Here is a 14132-nt window from a genome sequence, read left to right as displayed (position 1 = left end):
CCGATTCTGACAATCCGGTAGTCCAGCTCCGACAACTGAACGCCAAAAGCCTGATAGACAGGCATAAATCCGGTTTTTTCGTTATACACAAACAATTGTGGGAGCGGGCTTGCTCGCGAATGCGGTGTATCAGTCAACTTTTCATCGACTGATACACCGCATTCGCGAGCAAGCCCGCTCCCACATGGGAATTGTGCAGCAGTTTGAAAAACGGAGCTTATCGCCGGCGCGGACGCCGCTGCTCGTCGTCTGTGCGAATCGGCACCGGCTGCAGCGGAGGCTCGATCAAGCCCAGTGCAACACCCAGATCATGGAGCCAGTTTTGAATTTTCTCTTTCATGGTTGCCCCCCTTGAGGGTAATGCTGGTAGGTGCAAGTTCTGTCACCTTTTCCTACATTGATAGTAGCCCTAAGTCCTACGTAATGCTTGAACGAAACCACAACGAACTATTACTGAATTGATACAAATCCTGACGGATCGTTCAAGCAATTGCGCGTGCGTCTTGCCGGACTTCGGTCTTGCCCTCTTGCTGCAGGTCGATCCATGCGTTGAGGTTAGCGCCGAGCATACCCTTTCGCCACATCAGCCAGGTGGTCGCAGTGGCAAAAGGCCCAACCAACGGATGAACGGACACGCTGTCCTTGCCTGGCAGGCTGTCGAGCATGGATTCGGACATCAACGCCACGCCCGACCCTGCGATCACACAGGCAAGCATGCCTTGGTAGGATTCGATCTCGATTGCCCGGCCCATCGCCACGCGCTCGTGGGAAAACCAGGTTTCCAGGCGCGTGCGGTAGGCGCAACTGCGACGGAAGGTAAACACCGCGCGCCCCGCCACGTCCTGCGGCCCGCGCACAGGCGGGTGATCGGCTTCGCAAATCAGCACCAGGCGTTCTTCGCACAGGGGCACACCGTCCAGCGAGGCAATCGTGATGGGGCCGTCCACAAAGGCAGCGTCCAGCCGACCGGTCATCAAACCTTCGAGCAACTCACCGCTGGGCGCCGATTGCACCTGAAGGTTCACCTGCGGATAAGCCTTGTGATAGCGCGCGAGCAGCTTGGGCAGATGAACCGCTGCCGTGCTGTACATGCTGCCCAGCACAAAGTCACCCGCCGGTTGCCCTCCTTGCACCGCGCCGTGGGCTTCATCGTGCAGGGCCAGCAGACGGGTGCTGTAGTCCAGCAACACTTTGCCCGCAGGGGAAAGCTGCAAGCGTTGACGCTCGCGAATGAACAGCTCGACGCCCAGTTGTTCTTCCATCTGCTTGAGCCGCGTCGACAGGTTTGACGGTACGCGATGCAGACGCTCGGCAGCGCGGGTGATGGAGCCCTCCTGCGCCACGGCCTGGAAAATGCGCAGCTGACTGAACTCCATACCTTTCTCCAAAACTGAACAAGTCACTCACTATTATTCAATTTTACAGAAAGTCAATGCGCTTTAGCCTGAGGTGATTCGCTTACCCGCAGGAACCTGACCATGTCGCCCTTGATTCGCTTACTTGCCAGCTTTGTCGCCCTGATGATGGCGATGGGTATCGGCCGCTTCGCCCTCACCCCACAAATGCCGCACTTGCTCAGCGAGGGGCAGATCGACCTGACCGGCGCCGGGCTGATTGCCGCCGCCAATTATCTGGGCTACCTGGTCGGTGCGGTGGATTCGATCTTTGCGCGCAGCCATCAACATGTCCGGGGGCGTTTGTATGCTGGGTTGTGGCTATGCGTGCTGTTGACCCTGGCGTCGTCCTGGGCGCATGGCTTCTGGCCGCATCTGTTGCTGCGCTTTGGTACCGGTGTCGCGAGTGCCTGGGCACTGGTGATGATCACCAGCCTGAGCCAGCCGCTGGCGCTCGCCGCCGGGCGCCCGCGCCTGGGTGCATTGGTATTTGCCGGACCAGGCATGGGGATTGTGTTGACCGGGTTGCTGGCGCTGGGCTCGAACCTGTTGGGACAAAGCTCGGCCACGTTGTGGCTGGTGTATGGCGTGGTGGCATTGCTGATGTTATTGCTGATTTTGCCTTGCCTGCCCAAGCCTTGCGTCAGCGCAACCTTTGCCGGGCCTGCCGACACGGGCAGCAATGGCAGCATTGCGCATTTATGCTGGCTCTATGTGTTGTTTGGCCTGGGCTACATTATCCCGGCAACGTTCCTGTCACAGATGGCCAGCGCGCAGTTCAAGGGCGCCTGGCAGGCTGATCTGTTCTGGCCGTGCTTTGGCCTGGCCGCGGCGATTGGCGTGGGGGTGGCCAGTCTGCGCCGCAAAGACCCGCACACCACCCGCCGCTGGCTGACGGCCACCCTATGGCTGCAGGCGGCCGGAGTGTTTGCCTGCCTGCTTGGCAACGGCTGGGGCTTGGCACTGGGGGTATTGCTGTGTGGCGGACCGTTCCTGGCCTGTATGCAACTGGTAATGGCTCGTCTGCGGGACGTTGCCCCTCACGGCTATCAACGTAGCACCGGGTTGCTGACCGCCAGCTTCGCCATCGGCCAATTGAGCGGGCCATTGCTGGCCGCGGTGAGCAGTCATCTCAGCGGGGGCTTGCAACCGGCCTTGGTTATTGCCGGTTGCGGCCTGGTGCTGGCGGGCGCGGTATTGGTCAGCCGGCAACCAATGGCAGGGGCGTGCGAACCCGCTCTCGCCGCGCAAGCACCAGGAAAAACAGCCCTCCCAGGAAGCAGCCGGTAAACCAGGCAAAGTTGGCCATGCCCTGCAAGGCCGGAGTAAAGGTGATCGCGACGCCGACCAGCGTCGCCGGCACCAGCGCCTTGACCGCTGTCCAGTTCACGCCGCCATCGAAGTAGTAACGCCCGCTCGGGCTGTCGTCAAACAGTGCATCCACATCGATCTGCTGTTTTTTGATCAGGTAGAAATCCACCAGCAGAATCCCGAACAGCGGGCCGATAAACGCCGCGAGAATATCCAGGGTGTAATGGATCATCAGAGGGTTATTGAACAGGTTCCACGGCGTGATGAAAATCGATGCCACGGCAGCGATCATTCCACCGGCGCGCCAACTGATCTTGCTCGGTGCGACGTTGGCGAAGTCAAACGCCGGGGACACGAAGTTGGCCACGATATTGATGCCGATGGTCGCCGTCACGAAGGCAAAGGCGCCCAGCAACACCGCCATGCTGTTATCGATGCGCGACACCGTGGCGATCGGGTCGTGCAGCATTTCACCAAACACGGGCAACGTGCCCGAGACGATCACCACGGTAACCAGGGAAAACGCCAGGAAATTCACCGGCAGCCCCCAGAAATTGCCCCGTCGTACATCCTGCATGCTGCGGCAGTAGCGGCTGAAGTCACCAAAATTCAGGGTCGGCCCGGAGAAGTAAGACACCACCAGCGCCGTCGCCACAATCACCTGGCCAAACGCCTGCCAGCCAGAGAGGGATTTCTCCCCCAGGGTAAAGCTGATGTTCGACCAGCCCGCCTTCCACACGATCCAGCCGGCGAGCGCAAACATCACCGCATACACCACCGGCCCCGCCCAATCGATAAAACGGCGGATAGACTCCATGCCGGCCCAGAACACCGCCGCCTGAAGTAACCACAGGCTGAGAAACCCGAACCAGCCAAGGTAGGAGAGGCCTGCAAAATGCGGCTCTGCATACACCGCCATCTGTGGGAAAAAACGCAGCACCACGATGATCAAGGCACTTGAGGCCAGATACGTCTGGATCCCGTACCAGGCCACGGCGATCAATCCGCGAATCACAGCAGGAATGTTCGCGCCGAACACGCCAAACGCCAGCCGGCAAATCACCGGGTAGGGCACGGCGGCCTGCTGGCTGGGCTTTGCCACCAGGTTGGCGATCAACTGCACGATGCAAATGCCGGCAAGCAAGGCGATCAAGACTTGCCAACTGGCCAGCCCAAGGGCGAACAGGCTGGCGGCGAACACATAACCACCAACGCTATGCACGTCGCTCATCCAGAAGGCGAAGATGTTGTACCAGGTCCACTTTTGCGGCAGTGGGCCTAGGTCCTTGTTGTACAGGCGCGGGCTGTAGCCTTTGGGCAATTGTTCGGTCATCGCTGGGCTCCTCGAAGTACCAGCCTGCGCTTGCGTCACGGGTGTGCATACGGAAGGCGGCCGGGTTGTATACGAGGAAGTGAGCAGAATGCGTGCCAATTGAACGCAATCCTTACGGAGCAGCGTTCCAAACGGTGCGATATCGATCCGAAGACAGGCCCGCGCTCAGCAACGGTGCACGTGAATCCTGTACACAATCATCGGTGCACTCGATGTGCACACAAATAATCTACCGAACGGCCGGTTGCCCCTGGCCATGTTCATGCCTGCAGGAACGAGCGTGCTCGCGAAAATACTCCAGGCGCATCACGGTTCGGATTGCACCTTTTTTCGCGAGCTAGCTTGCTTCTACATGAAGAACCAAAGCGCGTTTAGCTTAGTTCAATGCGATCCGCGTGAATCACGATCTGACCCTGTTTATACAGCGCACCAATCGCCTTCTTGAAGTTACCCTTGCTCACGCCGAACAAGTTGCTGATCACGGCGGGGTCGCTTTTGTCGCTCACCGGCAAGGTGCCGTTGTTCTCACGCAACTTGGCCAGGATCTTCGAGTTCAGGCTGGAGGCCGCTTCCTGACCAACCGGTTGCAGGCTCAGGCTGATATTGCCGTCGGCGCGGATTTCCTTGATAAAGCCCTTTTCTTCCTTGCCCGGACGCAGGAACTTGAACACTTCGTTCTTGTGGATCAAGCCCCAGTGCTTGTTGTTGATGATCGCCTTGAAGCCCATGTCAGTGGCTTCGGCCACCAGCAGGTCGACTTCCTGGCCTACCTGGTAATTGGCCGGCGTCTTATCCAGGTAGCGGTCCAGGCGCGCAGTCGCGGTAATACGCTTGGTGTGTTTGTCGAGGTAGACGTGCACCACGCAGTATTCGCCCGCGGTCAACTGACGCTTCTCTTCGGAATACGGCAGCAACAGATCCTTGGGCAAGCCCCAGTCGAGGAACACGCCAATACTGTTGACCTCTACCACTTTCAAACTGGCGAATTCACCCACCTGAACTTTGGGCTTTTCAGTGGTGGCGATAAGTTTGTCATCGCTGTCCAGGTAAATAAAAACGTTAAGCCAGTCTTCATCTTCACTGGGAATATCTTTGGGGATATACCGATTGGGCAAGAGGATTTCACCGTCTTGCGCCCCGTCCAGGTACAAACCAAAGTTAGTGTGCTTAACCACTTGCAAGCTGTTGTAGCGCCCGACCAAAGCCATTTTCAATACCCTCATTGCGTGGGCGGCATTCTACCCGAGTTGCGAGCGCCACGCGCGCGCGCCCGCAAAAACGCGGGCTCGCGTGGCGATCCAGTGGCACGGGCCGGTCGTCGCCCCCGCTCGTCCGAAGATTGCGCGCAATTTCCAGAAGCAGCCACACAGCAGTCACGCCATGGTTTCGAGGCAAAACAGTAAGTTAGAAGCTTATTTCCTTCCTGGATTTTGATTTGTTCCTAAGCGCCACGCTTATTCCAAGGGGATATTTACCAAGCAATTGTCAAGTATTTCCTGTACGATGCCTGGCCAAGTTAATTTTCTACAGGTTAGTGGCCGCCATGCGTGTAAAAGCATCCAACAGCAAAGCAAAGCCAGCTCCAGCCGTTGAAACCAGCGAGTCGATCAACAGCCAGATCGCTGCGTTCCTCAAGTCCGGTGGCGAAATCCAGCAAATTGCCAAGGGCGTGAGCGGCCAGACTTTCGGCCCATCCAAGCAGATCAGCCTGGGTAAAAAGTAATATCGCGCAACACACCTGGTCCCTAAGCGTCTTGCCTTCAAGGCGCTAGGACTAGAGCCCGAAATACCCTCGCTGCACATTTGATCATCGCGCTAATCGACGAACGGATCTCACCCCTCGACAATCGTCGGTATGCTTGCACACGTCTAGCACGGGCATCTGCCCGATTTTTCCGTCACTGCTCCTCGCTTTTCATGGAGTGAAGCATGCTCAAATCCTGCGTTTTCCTGGTCAGCGTCCTTGCCGTCTGCCCCCTCGCCCATGCGCAGATCTTCCAGCGTGAATTGGGCGACTTCGACCTGAAATTGGGCACCACCCCCAGCCGCAGCATGGCCCAGGGGCTGGTCAAGCCGACCGCCCCCGGCAGCGACGCGTTCCATGGCGGGCTGGACCTGAGCCACGATAGCGGCCTGTACTTCGGCCAGTTTTCACCGAACATGGGCCTGTCGCCGGCCAGCACACTCGAGGTCGACTCCTATATGGGCTTCAAACAGCCCTTCGACCAGACCCTGGGCTACGAAGTGGGTTTGATCCACTACAGCTATCCCAAGCTCAGCCCCCTCGACAGCCAGGCGTTCTACGGTGGCCTGAACCTGCTGGGCAATCGCTTCGGCGTCTCCTTCAGCCATGATCCGGACCGACAGGACAGCACGCTGTTCGCCGACCTTGGCGGCACGCAGCCCTTCGGGATTGGCGTGAGCATGAAGTACACCACCCACCAGCTCGGCACCCCCACCTCGGTGGACGGCGGCGCCATCAGCAGCTTCAGCGACTGGTCGGTGCAGTTCTCCCACGCCTGGAAAGGTGTCGACCTGGACCTTATCTACAGCGACTCCAGCCTCAGTGGCGGCGATTGCTCGGCCTACTCCGGACACAATTCGCAATGCGACGGCCTATTGACCTTGAAGGCCGTACGATCGTTTTATTGACAGGCTGAACTGTCGCCCCCGTCGCGGGTTCACATGCGTTAACTCTCTTACTGCGCAAGGACCCGCCCATGCTACGTCGGCTCAAACTTCTGGTGCTGCTGCTGAGCCTTAGCCTGGTGTTCGCCGGCTGCAGTCGCGTGGGCCTGGCCTACCGCAACCTGGACGTGATCATCCCCTGGACCCTCAACGACTACCTGGACATGAATGCCGGGCAGAAGAGCTGGTTCAACGACAAACTCAAGGAACACCTGGCCTGGCATTGCACCACGCAACTGCCGGGTTACCTGGATTGGCTGGACCGCCTGCAGCAGATGGTCGACAGCAACCAGGTCACCGACGCAGCGTTGCAAGCCCGAACCGTCGAAGCCAAGCAAGCCATCGCCGAAGTCGCCCGTGAAATCACTCCGTCGGCCATCGAGCTGCTGCAAGGCCTGGATGACCAGCAGGTAAAAGAAATGAACGACGCTCTGGCCAAGGATTTGCGCAAGCGCCAGGACGAATTCCTCAAGCCGCCCCTTGCGCAGCAGATCAAGGAGCGCGCCGAGCGTATGAGCAAGCGCCTGGATGCCTGGATCGGCCCGTTGAGCGACAGCCAGCAGAATCGCGTGACGGCGTGGTCCATGGCGCTGGGGGATCAGAATAAGGAATGGATCGGCAACCGCGCGAACTGGCAGGCGCAATTTATCCAAGCCGTGCAGCAACGCCGCAACGCCGATTTCCCGCAGAAGATGCAGCAATTGCTGGTGAACCGGGAAAGCCTGTGGACGCCGGAATATCGCGCGGCTTATGGGCGCACGGAAGCGGCGGCGCGCAGCCTGATTGTCGACTTGATGGCTGAAAGCACTGCACAGCAGCGCCTCAAGCTCACGCAAAAAATCGATGGAGTACGCAGCGATTTCAAGGCGCTTAAATGCCTCAAGGCCGCTACAAATTAAAACCTGTGGGAGCGGGCTTGCTCGCGAAAGCGGTGTATCAGTCGACATATCCGGTGACTGACACATGCATTCGCGAGCAAGTCGAAGCGTCGAACCGCCGCTCCCACATTTGCTCGGTGTAATGCCATTCAGGCAATTTGGGCCTTGGAGGCCACTTCAGCAAACGTCGCCGGCTCCAGCGCATCCGCCTGCTCATCCAAAACCTGGCGCGGGTGGTCATTGCCGGGAATGGAGCTGTCGATCAACGCCAGCAGCTGTGCGCCCAATGCCGTCAAAATAAAATTCTCGCCATTGCCGCCCTCTTCCTCAGGGCGCGATTCAATGAAGCCGCGCTTGAACAGCAGCGCCTCGTAATCTGCCGCAGTCTTTTTCAGCGCGTCCAGATTGCCGGTGGACTCGCCCGCTGTTGCCTTCTCGGCCGCTTCCTGCTCGGCGTATTTACGCGGAGCGAAGCTACCCTCGCCGTTCTGCACTTCATGCAGCAGACGTTCGATCAGATCCCAGTTGTAAGTCGTCATCCTGATTCCTCCTGCAGGCCCACGAAAAAGTAGCCCGTCAGGACTGTGACACGCCCCTTCAGTGGCCGTTCAGCCTGATCGACGGGCGTTGGTTCGCTGAACTTTCCAGACGTTCGCACCCTCAACCGAATACAACCCCAAGGAGGTACCCGATGAAAACCCTGAGAAACCTGGCCGTCGCCGCCGCACTCATGAGTGCAATGCCCGCCTGGGCCTGCACGCCAGACGAAGCGACCGCCAAGCGCGAGCAACTGGCCCGGGAAGTTACCCAACTGACTGAGCAGAACCCGACCAAGGCCAAGGAGATGAACGAGGAGCTACAGAAGATGGACCTGGATACGGAAAGCGCCGAGTTTCCTGACAAATGCCAGTTGATCGATGCGCGGCTCAAGGAGCTCAAGGAAGCGGCGGCCAAAGCCAAAAACTGAGTGCAGAAGTGGACGCGGAGCGTCCTGGGAGGCATTCCCACGCGGGAGCGTGGGAACGATCAAACCGGACAATCGTCCGGGTTTTTTGTATCAGCCCAACTTTATTCGGCAGCCGGCGCTTCCGGCTTGCGGCGCTTGAGCGGCGCCATGCCGTCCTTGCTGACAAGGGACAGGTTGTCGGTCTTCGGCCGGTTGGCAATCTTGCGCTTGGTCGGCGACTTGCCGACTTTCTTCTTGTCGCCCTTGGCGTCGACTTTTTTCTTCTTCACGCCAACGGCCTTGCCCGACGCCTTGACCTTCTTCGGCCCGGTGTAGGTGCCTTTGACTTCCTTGATGGTGCGACGCTCGAACGACTGCTTGAGATAGCGCTCGATGCTCGACATCAGGTTCCAGTCGCCGTGGCAGATCAGCGAGATGGCCAGGCCATCATTGCCGGCACGCCCGGTACGGCCGATACGGTGTACGTATTCGTCGCCGCTGCGCGGCATGTCAAAGTTGATCACCATGTCCAGGCCGTCGACGTCCAGGCCGCGCGCGGCAACGTCGGTGGCAACCAGGATCTTCACGCCGCCGGCCTTGAGGCGGTCGATGGCCAGCTTGCGGTCCTTCTGGTCCTTCTCACCGTGCAGCACGAACGCCTTGTATTCCTGGGCGACCAGGCGACCGTAGATGCGGTCGGCCGCAGCGCGGGTGTTGGTGAACACGATGGCTTTCTGATAGGTCTCGTTGGCCAGCAGCCAGTTGAGAATCTGCTCTTTGTGCACATTATGGTCAGCGGTAACGATCTGCTGGCGCGTGGTCGCGTTCAGGTCGCTGACGTTGTTGACCTGCAAGTGCTCAGGGTTGTTCAGGATCTTGGCGACCATGTCGCGCAGGGTCGAACCGCCGGTGGTGGCGGAGAACAGCATGGTCTGCTGGCGGTTGACGCATTCAGCGACCAGGCGCTGCACGTCGTCGGCAAAGCCCATGTCGAGCATGCGATCGGCTTCGTCCAGCACCAGCACTTCGACTTCCTTGAGGTCGAGGTTGCCGGCGTTGAGTTGCTCGATCATGCGACCTGGCGTACCGATCAGGATGTCCGGCACCTTGCGCAGCATGGCGGCCTGCACCTTGAAATCTTCACCGCCGGTGATCAGGCCGGACTTGATGAAGGTGTACTGCGAGAAGCGCTCCACTTCCTTCAACGTCTGCTGGGCCAGCTCGCGGGTCGGCAGCAGGATCAGGGTCTTGATACTGACACGGACTTTGGCCGGACCAATCAGGCGATGCAGGATCGGCAGGACGAAAGCGGCGGTCTTGCCGCTACCGGTTTGAGCCGTCACCCGCAGGTCACGCCCTTCGAGCGCGAGCGGGATGGCCGCTGCCTGCACAGGCGTAGGCTCGACAAATTTAAGCTCGGCCACGGCTTTGAGCAGGCGTTCGTGCAGGGCGAATTGGGAAAACACGGGTGCTACCTCGAAGAAATACAAAAAAACAGCTGCATAGGGTACCGGTTTCGCGCGTCCAAACCGAGTTTCTTTACGCGAACGGTTGTATTGAGCCGCTTTTTTGTCAGGACATTTGTCCAGGACGTCAACATTGCTGCACTTAAATGCTCTAATCGCCCCCCCTGCAGTCCCACAGAAGAACCGGTTTCACCCATGGATATCAAACAGCTCTGGCTCAACCTCCAGGACCTCTGGGGCGCCCTCGACGAACACCCGCTGCTGCATGCCAGCCTCGGCTTGCTGGTATTGCTGGTCGTGGCCCTGCTGCTCGGCCGCGTGGCGCGCTACCTCACCCTCCACGCCATCAAATTGCTCGGCCGGCAACCGGCGCTGCATTGGCTCAACGACCTGCGGCACAACAAAGTCTTCCATCGCCTGGCGCAAATGACGCCCTCCCTGGTCATCCAATTCGGCCTGTACCTGGTGCCGGACCTGAGCAAGACCGCGATCCTGTTCATCGGCAACGTCGCTCTGGCGCTGACGATTCTGTTTCTGGTGCTGGCCATGAGCGCCCTGCTCAGTGCCTTGCTGGACATCTACGCGCGCACCGAACATGCACGCACCCGCTCGATCAAGGGCTACGTGCAGTTGGCGAAGATGGTGCTGTTCGTGTTTGGCGCGATCATCATTGTCGCCACTCTGATCGATCGTTCGCCGCTGTTGCTGCTGTCGGGCCTGGGTGCGATGTCGGCGGTGATCCTGTTGGTGTACAAGGACACCCTGCTGTCATTCGTCGCCAGTGTGCAACTGACCAGCAATGACATGCTGCGGGTCGGCGACTGGATCGAAATGCCCCAGGTCGGCGCCGACGGCGATGTGGTGGATATCACCTTGCACACGGTCAAGGTGCAGAATTTCGACAAGACCATCGTCTCCATCCCCACCTGGCGCCTGATGTCCGAGTCGTTCAAGAACTGGCGCGGCATGCAGCAATCCGGCGGGCGCCGCATCAAGCGCAGCCTGTTCATCGACGCCAGCGGCGTGCGCTTCCTGCGTGACGATGAGGAGTTGCGCATGACCCAGGTGCACCTGCTCACCGACTACATCGGGCGCAAGCAGGCCGAACTCAGGGCCTGGAACGAAGCCCAGGGCCACAGTGCGCAGTTATCGGCCAACCGCCGCCGCATGACCAACCTCGGCACCTTCCGCGCCTACGCACTGGCTTACCTGAAAAGCCACCCGGACATCCAGCCGAACATGACGTGCATGGTGCGCCAGATGCAAACCACCGCCCAGGGCGTACCGCTGGAAATCTACTGCTTTACCCGCACCACGGTGTGGGCCGATTACGAGCGGATCCAGGGCGATATCTTTGATTACCTGCTGGCGGTATTGCCGGAGTTTGGCTTGAGCCTGTACCAGCAGCCCAGTGGCAACGATTTGCGCGCGGGAATAGCGCCGGCGGTAATGGGAGCCAGCCATTTGCCTGCCCCCGAAAACAATCTGGTGTAATCGCTTCTATTGCGGCAATGACGCGGTCATTTCAGCACGGCAAACCTCCAGGATTTCGTCCGCGAGGGGAGCGTCATCCGGGCATGCCCGCGACAACATGACCGCGCCGATTGCATGGGCCAGCATGTCGATCATCTTTGCGCGCGCAACGTCCCTGGGCGCTTGTTCATCCGACTGGTATTTTTGCTGGAGCTCGGCCAGCGTGCGCTCTATCCCTTCGGCAAAGGTCGCCTTGAACTCGCCCGATTGACGTGCGGCGTCCCCGCACAGCGCTGCCAGAGTGCACCCCTCGCTCCTGCCGTCGCGGTGGTCTCGCGACACGTAAAAACTGATGAATTGCCGCAAGTCCAGGCTTTCAGTGCTGGCCACCGACTGCGAAAGACTGGTGGCCGCCGCTTCCGCCATCAGATCCGCCTTGGAACCAAAATGCTTGTAGAAACCGCCCTGGGTAAAACCGGCCGCGGCCATAAGCTCCGCCACCCCCACGCCATCGTAGCCGCGCTCACGAAACAGTTCTGAAGCCGTCTCCACGATATGCGCTCGATTGGCCAGTGACTGTGCCTTGGTGATTTTCATGTGTTCGCCTCTGCATCGCTGAGCAATGCCCGCATCTTACTCTGATGTCGACCGTAATCAAAAGCATTGACAGTTTTGATTACGACCAACATCATAAATACGCTGTCGCGAATTCCCGCGATCACGGCGCCTATCCCCTGTCGACTTTTCAAGCAGAGAATTCCCCCCATGAACACCACCGATACCGTTCTGATCACCGGCGCCTCCACTGGCATCGGCGCCACCTATGCCGAGCGTTTCGCACAACGCGGGCACGACCTTGTACTGGTAGCGCGCGACAAGACTCGCCTGGACGCCCTCGCCGCAACATTGCGCGAAAAATACAAGGTCGCTGTGGATGTCCTGCAAGCTGACCTGACCCGAATCGACGACTTGAAGACCGTTGAAGCTCGCCTGCGCGATGACGCACGCATCACCCTGCTGGTCAACAATGCCGGCGCCGCGCAGTCGGGCAGCTTCATCGAACAGTCCACCGACAGTGTGGCAAACCTCGTCGCCTTGAACACCACGGCATTGGTGCGGCTGGCCAGCGCCGTCGCGCCGCGCCTGGCACAGGCAGGCAAGGGTGCGATCATCAACATCGGCTCGGTCGTCGGCCTGGCTCCGGAATTCGGGATGACCGTGTACGGTGCGACCAAGGCGTTCGTGCTGTTTCTTTCCCAAGGCATGAGCCTGGAGCTCTCGCCCAAAGGCGTGTATGTGCAAGCCGTTCTCCCGGCAGCCACACGCACGGAGATCTGGGACCGGGCGGGTATCGACGTCAATACCCTCAGTGAAATCATGGAAGTCGACGACCTGGTCGATGCCGCACTGCTCGGGTTTGATCGCCGTGAGCCGGTGACCATTCCCCCGCTGCATGACGCCGCCCGTTGGGATGCCTTGCAGGCGGCGCGCCAGGGCTTGCTGGCGCAGATCCGGCAGTCCGAGGTTGCAGAGCGTTATCACGCCAACGCCTGATCAACGCAGCCCTCGACGCTGTTACAGGTTTGTCGCGGTAACAGCGTCGCCTTCAGGCGCCCTCAGAACCCTAAGAGCCCATCATCATGAAAGCCTTTTTTATCGAACGTTACGGCAAGGACAAGGGACGTATCGGCGAGGTGCCCGCGCCTGAAGTGGGGCCCCACGATGTGCTGGTCCAAGTGCATGCGGCAAGCGTCAACGTCCTGGATTTGAAGATTCGCAAGGGCGAATTCAAACTGATCCTGCCGTATTCATTCCCACTGGTCCTCGGTAATGACCTGGCCGGCGTCGTGGAGCGTGTGGGGCCCGCTGTACGGCGCTTCAAGCCGGGCGACGCTGTCTATGGACGCCCGCCCGAGCAGCGCATCGGCAGCTTCGCCGAGTTGATCGCGGTGCACGAAGATGCCCTCGCGTTGAAACCCGCCTCTATCGGCATGGAACAAGCGGCCGCCCTGCCCTTGGTCGCTCTGACAGCCTGGCAGGTGCTGGTGCAAACCGCCCAACTGAAAAAAGGTCAGAAAGTCTTTATCCATGCCGGTTCCGGCGGCGTCGGCAGTGTTGCCATCCAGCTTGCCAAGCACCTTGGAGCGTTCGTTGCGACCACCACCAGCACAAACAATGTGGAATGGGTCAAGGCGCTGGGCGCCGACCTGGTGATCGACTACAAACATCAGGATTTCGAGCGTGTGTTGCAGGGCTACGACGTCGTGCTGAACAGCCTCGGCGCCGATGCCTTGCACAAGTCCCTTGCCATTTTGAAACCGGGCGGCCGGCTCATCTCGATCTCGGGACCGCCGACACCCGCATTCGCCCAAGAGCAAAAGCTGTCCTGGGTCCTGGGCCTGGTGATGCGGATGTTAAGCCGCCGGGTCCGCGCCAAGGCGCGCAAACGGGGCGTCGACTATGGGTTCGTGTTCATGCGCGCCAGTGGTGCGCAATTGGAGAACATCACCGCGCTTGTGGAGTCGGGGATTATCCGCCCGGTGCTCGACCGGACCTTCCCTTTCGAGGCAACCGCCGAGGCCCTGAGCTACGTTGAACAAGGCCGATCCAAGGGCAAGGTGGTGATTACGCTGAGGTAAGCAC

General features: G+C 59.6%; 15 protein-coding genes. 8 read left to right on the top strand and 7 right to left on the bottom strand.

Annotated features, from left to right (window positions below; genetic code table 11):
* Positions 1-217 precede the first annotated feature (217 nt).
* Positions 218-340, bottom strand: a complete 123-nt coding sequence (locus H0Z09_RS27515) for a PA1414 family protein (protein WP_003193089.1) — start codon at positions 338-340, stop codon at positions 218-220.
* A 142-nt stretch (positions 341-482) separates the two neighbouring features.
* Positions 483-1376 carry a LysR family transcriptional regulator gene (locus tag H0Z09_RS22910; protein WP_186693721.1) on the bottom strand — a complete coding sequence of 298 codons (894 nt, stop codon included), beginning with the start codon at positions 1374-1376 and terminating at the stop codon, positions 483-485.
* A gap of 102 nt (positions 1377-1478) precedes the next feature.
* Between H0Z09_RS22910 and H0Z09_RS22905 the strand changes: the two genes are divergently transcribed.
* Complete coding sequence (locus tag H0Z09_RS22905) at positions 1479-2684, top strand: MFS transporter (RefSeq protein ID WP_186693719.1); 1206 nt, start codon at positions 1479-1481, stop codon at positions 2682-2684.
* Here the strand turns inward: H0Z09_RS22905 and H0Z09_RS22900 are convergent.
* Entirely contained in the window at positions 2596-4038 is a 1443-nt protein-coding gene (locus H0Z09_RS22900; RefSeq protein ID WP_186693717.1) for an NCS1 family nucleobase:cation symporter-1, read from the bottom strand. The two genes, H0Z09_RS22905 and H0Z09_RS22900, sit on opposite strands and share 89 nt — an antisense overlap.
* Positions 4039-4409: 371 nt before the next feature.
* Positions 4410-5246, bottom strand: a complete 837-nt coding sequence (locus tag H0Z09_RS22895; RefSeq protein ID WP_017134857.1) for a S1-like domain-containing RNA-binding protein — start codon at positions 5244-5246, stop codon at positions 4410-4412.
* A gap of 335 nt (positions 5247-5581) precedes the next feature.
* On the opposite strand from H0Z09_RS22895, the gene H0Z09_RS22890 reads away from it, so the two are divergent.
* The 3 genes from H0Z09_RS22890 (at position 5582) to H0Z09_RS22880 (ending at position 7625) form a co-directional block, all read left to right on the top strand.
* Complete coding sequence (locus H0Z09_RS22890) at positions 5582-5761, top strand: hypothetical protein (protein ID WP_003193095.1); 180 nt, start codon at positions 5582-5584, stop codon at positions 5759-5761.
* Positions 5762-5967: 206 nt separating this feature from the next.
* On the top strand, positions 5968-6690 hold the full coding sequence (locus H0Z09_RS22885) for a TorF family putative porin (protein WP_186693715.1): 723 nt from the start codon (positions 5968-5970) through the stop codon (positions 6688-6690).
* Positions 6691-6758: 68 nt separating this feature from the next.
* Entirely contained in the window at positions 6759-7625 is an 867-nt protein-coding gene (locus tag H0Z09_RS22880) for a DUF6279 family lipoprotein (RefSeq protein ID WP_186693713.1), read from the top strand.
* A gap of 128 nt (positions 7626-7753) precedes the next feature.
* Here the strand turns inward: H0Z09_RS22880 and H0Z09_RS22875 are convergent, their stop codons facing one another.
* Positions 7754-8143 (bottom strand): transcriptional regulator, encoded by a 390-nt coding sequence (locus H0Z09_RS22875; protein ID WP_076952910.1) that lies wholly within the window; start codon positions 8141-8143, stop codon positions 7754-7756.
* Positions 8144-8295: 152 nt separating this feature from the next.
* Between H0Z09_RS22875 and H0Z09_RS22870 the strand changes: the two genes are divergently transcribed.
* The gene (locus H0Z09_RS22870; protein WP_186693711.1) at positions 8296-8571 is read left to right on the top strand and encodes a hypothetical protein; all 276 of its coding nucleotides are present in this window, start codon (positions 8296-8298) and stop codon (positions 8569-8571) included.
* A 101-nt stretch (positions 8572-8672) separates the two neighbouring features.
* Here H0Z09_RS22870 and H0Z09_RS22865 read toward each other — a convergent pair whose 3' ends face one another.
* Positions 8673-10016, bottom strand: a complete 1344-nt coding sequence (locus tag H0Z09_RS22865) for a DEAD/DEAH box helicase (protein ID WP_076952908.1) — start codon at positions 10014-10016, stop codon at positions 8673-8675.
* A gap of 195 nt (positions 10017-10211) precedes the next feature.
* Here H0Z09_RS22865 and H0Z09_RS22860 point away from each other — a divergent pair, with 195 nt between their 5' ends.
* The gene (locus H0Z09_RS22860; protein WP_186693709.1) at positions 10212-11510 is read left to right on the top strand and encodes a mechanosensitive ion channel family protein; all 1299 of its coding nucleotides are present in this window, start codon (positions 10212-10214) and stop codon (positions 11508-11510) included.
* A 6-nt stretch (positions 11511-11516) separates the two neighbouring features.
* Here the strand turns inward: H0Z09_RS22860 and H0Z09_RS22855 are convergent, their stop codons facing one another.
* A complete protein-coding gene (locus H0Z09_RS22855) occupies positions 11517-12086 on the bottom strand; it encodes a TetR/AcrR family transcriptional regulator (protein ID WP_186693707.1) in 570 nt (189 codons plus the stop codon).
* 168 nt (positions 12087-12254) lie between these two features.
* Here H0Z09_RS22855 and H0Z09_RS22850 point away from each other — a divergent pair, with 168 nt between their 5' ends.
* The gene (locus H0Z09_RS22850) at positions 12255-13043 is read left to right on the top strand and encodes an SDR family oxidoreductase (protein WP_186693705.1); all 789 of its coding nucleotides are present in this window, start codon (positions 12255-12257) and stop codon (positions 13041-13043) included.
* 86 nt (positions 13044-13129) lie between these two features.
* Positions 13130-14128 (top strand): NADP-dependent oxidoreductase, encoded by a 999-nt coding sequence (locus tag H0Z09_RS22845; RefSeq protein WP_186693703.1) that lies wholly within the window; start codon positions 13130-13132, stop codon positions 14126-14128.
* Positions 14129-14132 lie beyond the last annotated feature (4 nt).

Source organism: Pseudomonas sp. SWRI18 (genome assembly GCF_014268345.1).
GTDB lineage: Bacteria > Pseudomonadota > Gammaproteobacteria > Pseudomonadales > Pseudomonadaceae > Aquipseudomonas > Aquipseudomonas cedrina.
The sequence above is the reverse complement of the archived record's forward strand: the minus strand, read 5'-3'. Positions and strand labels throughout refer to the sequence as shown.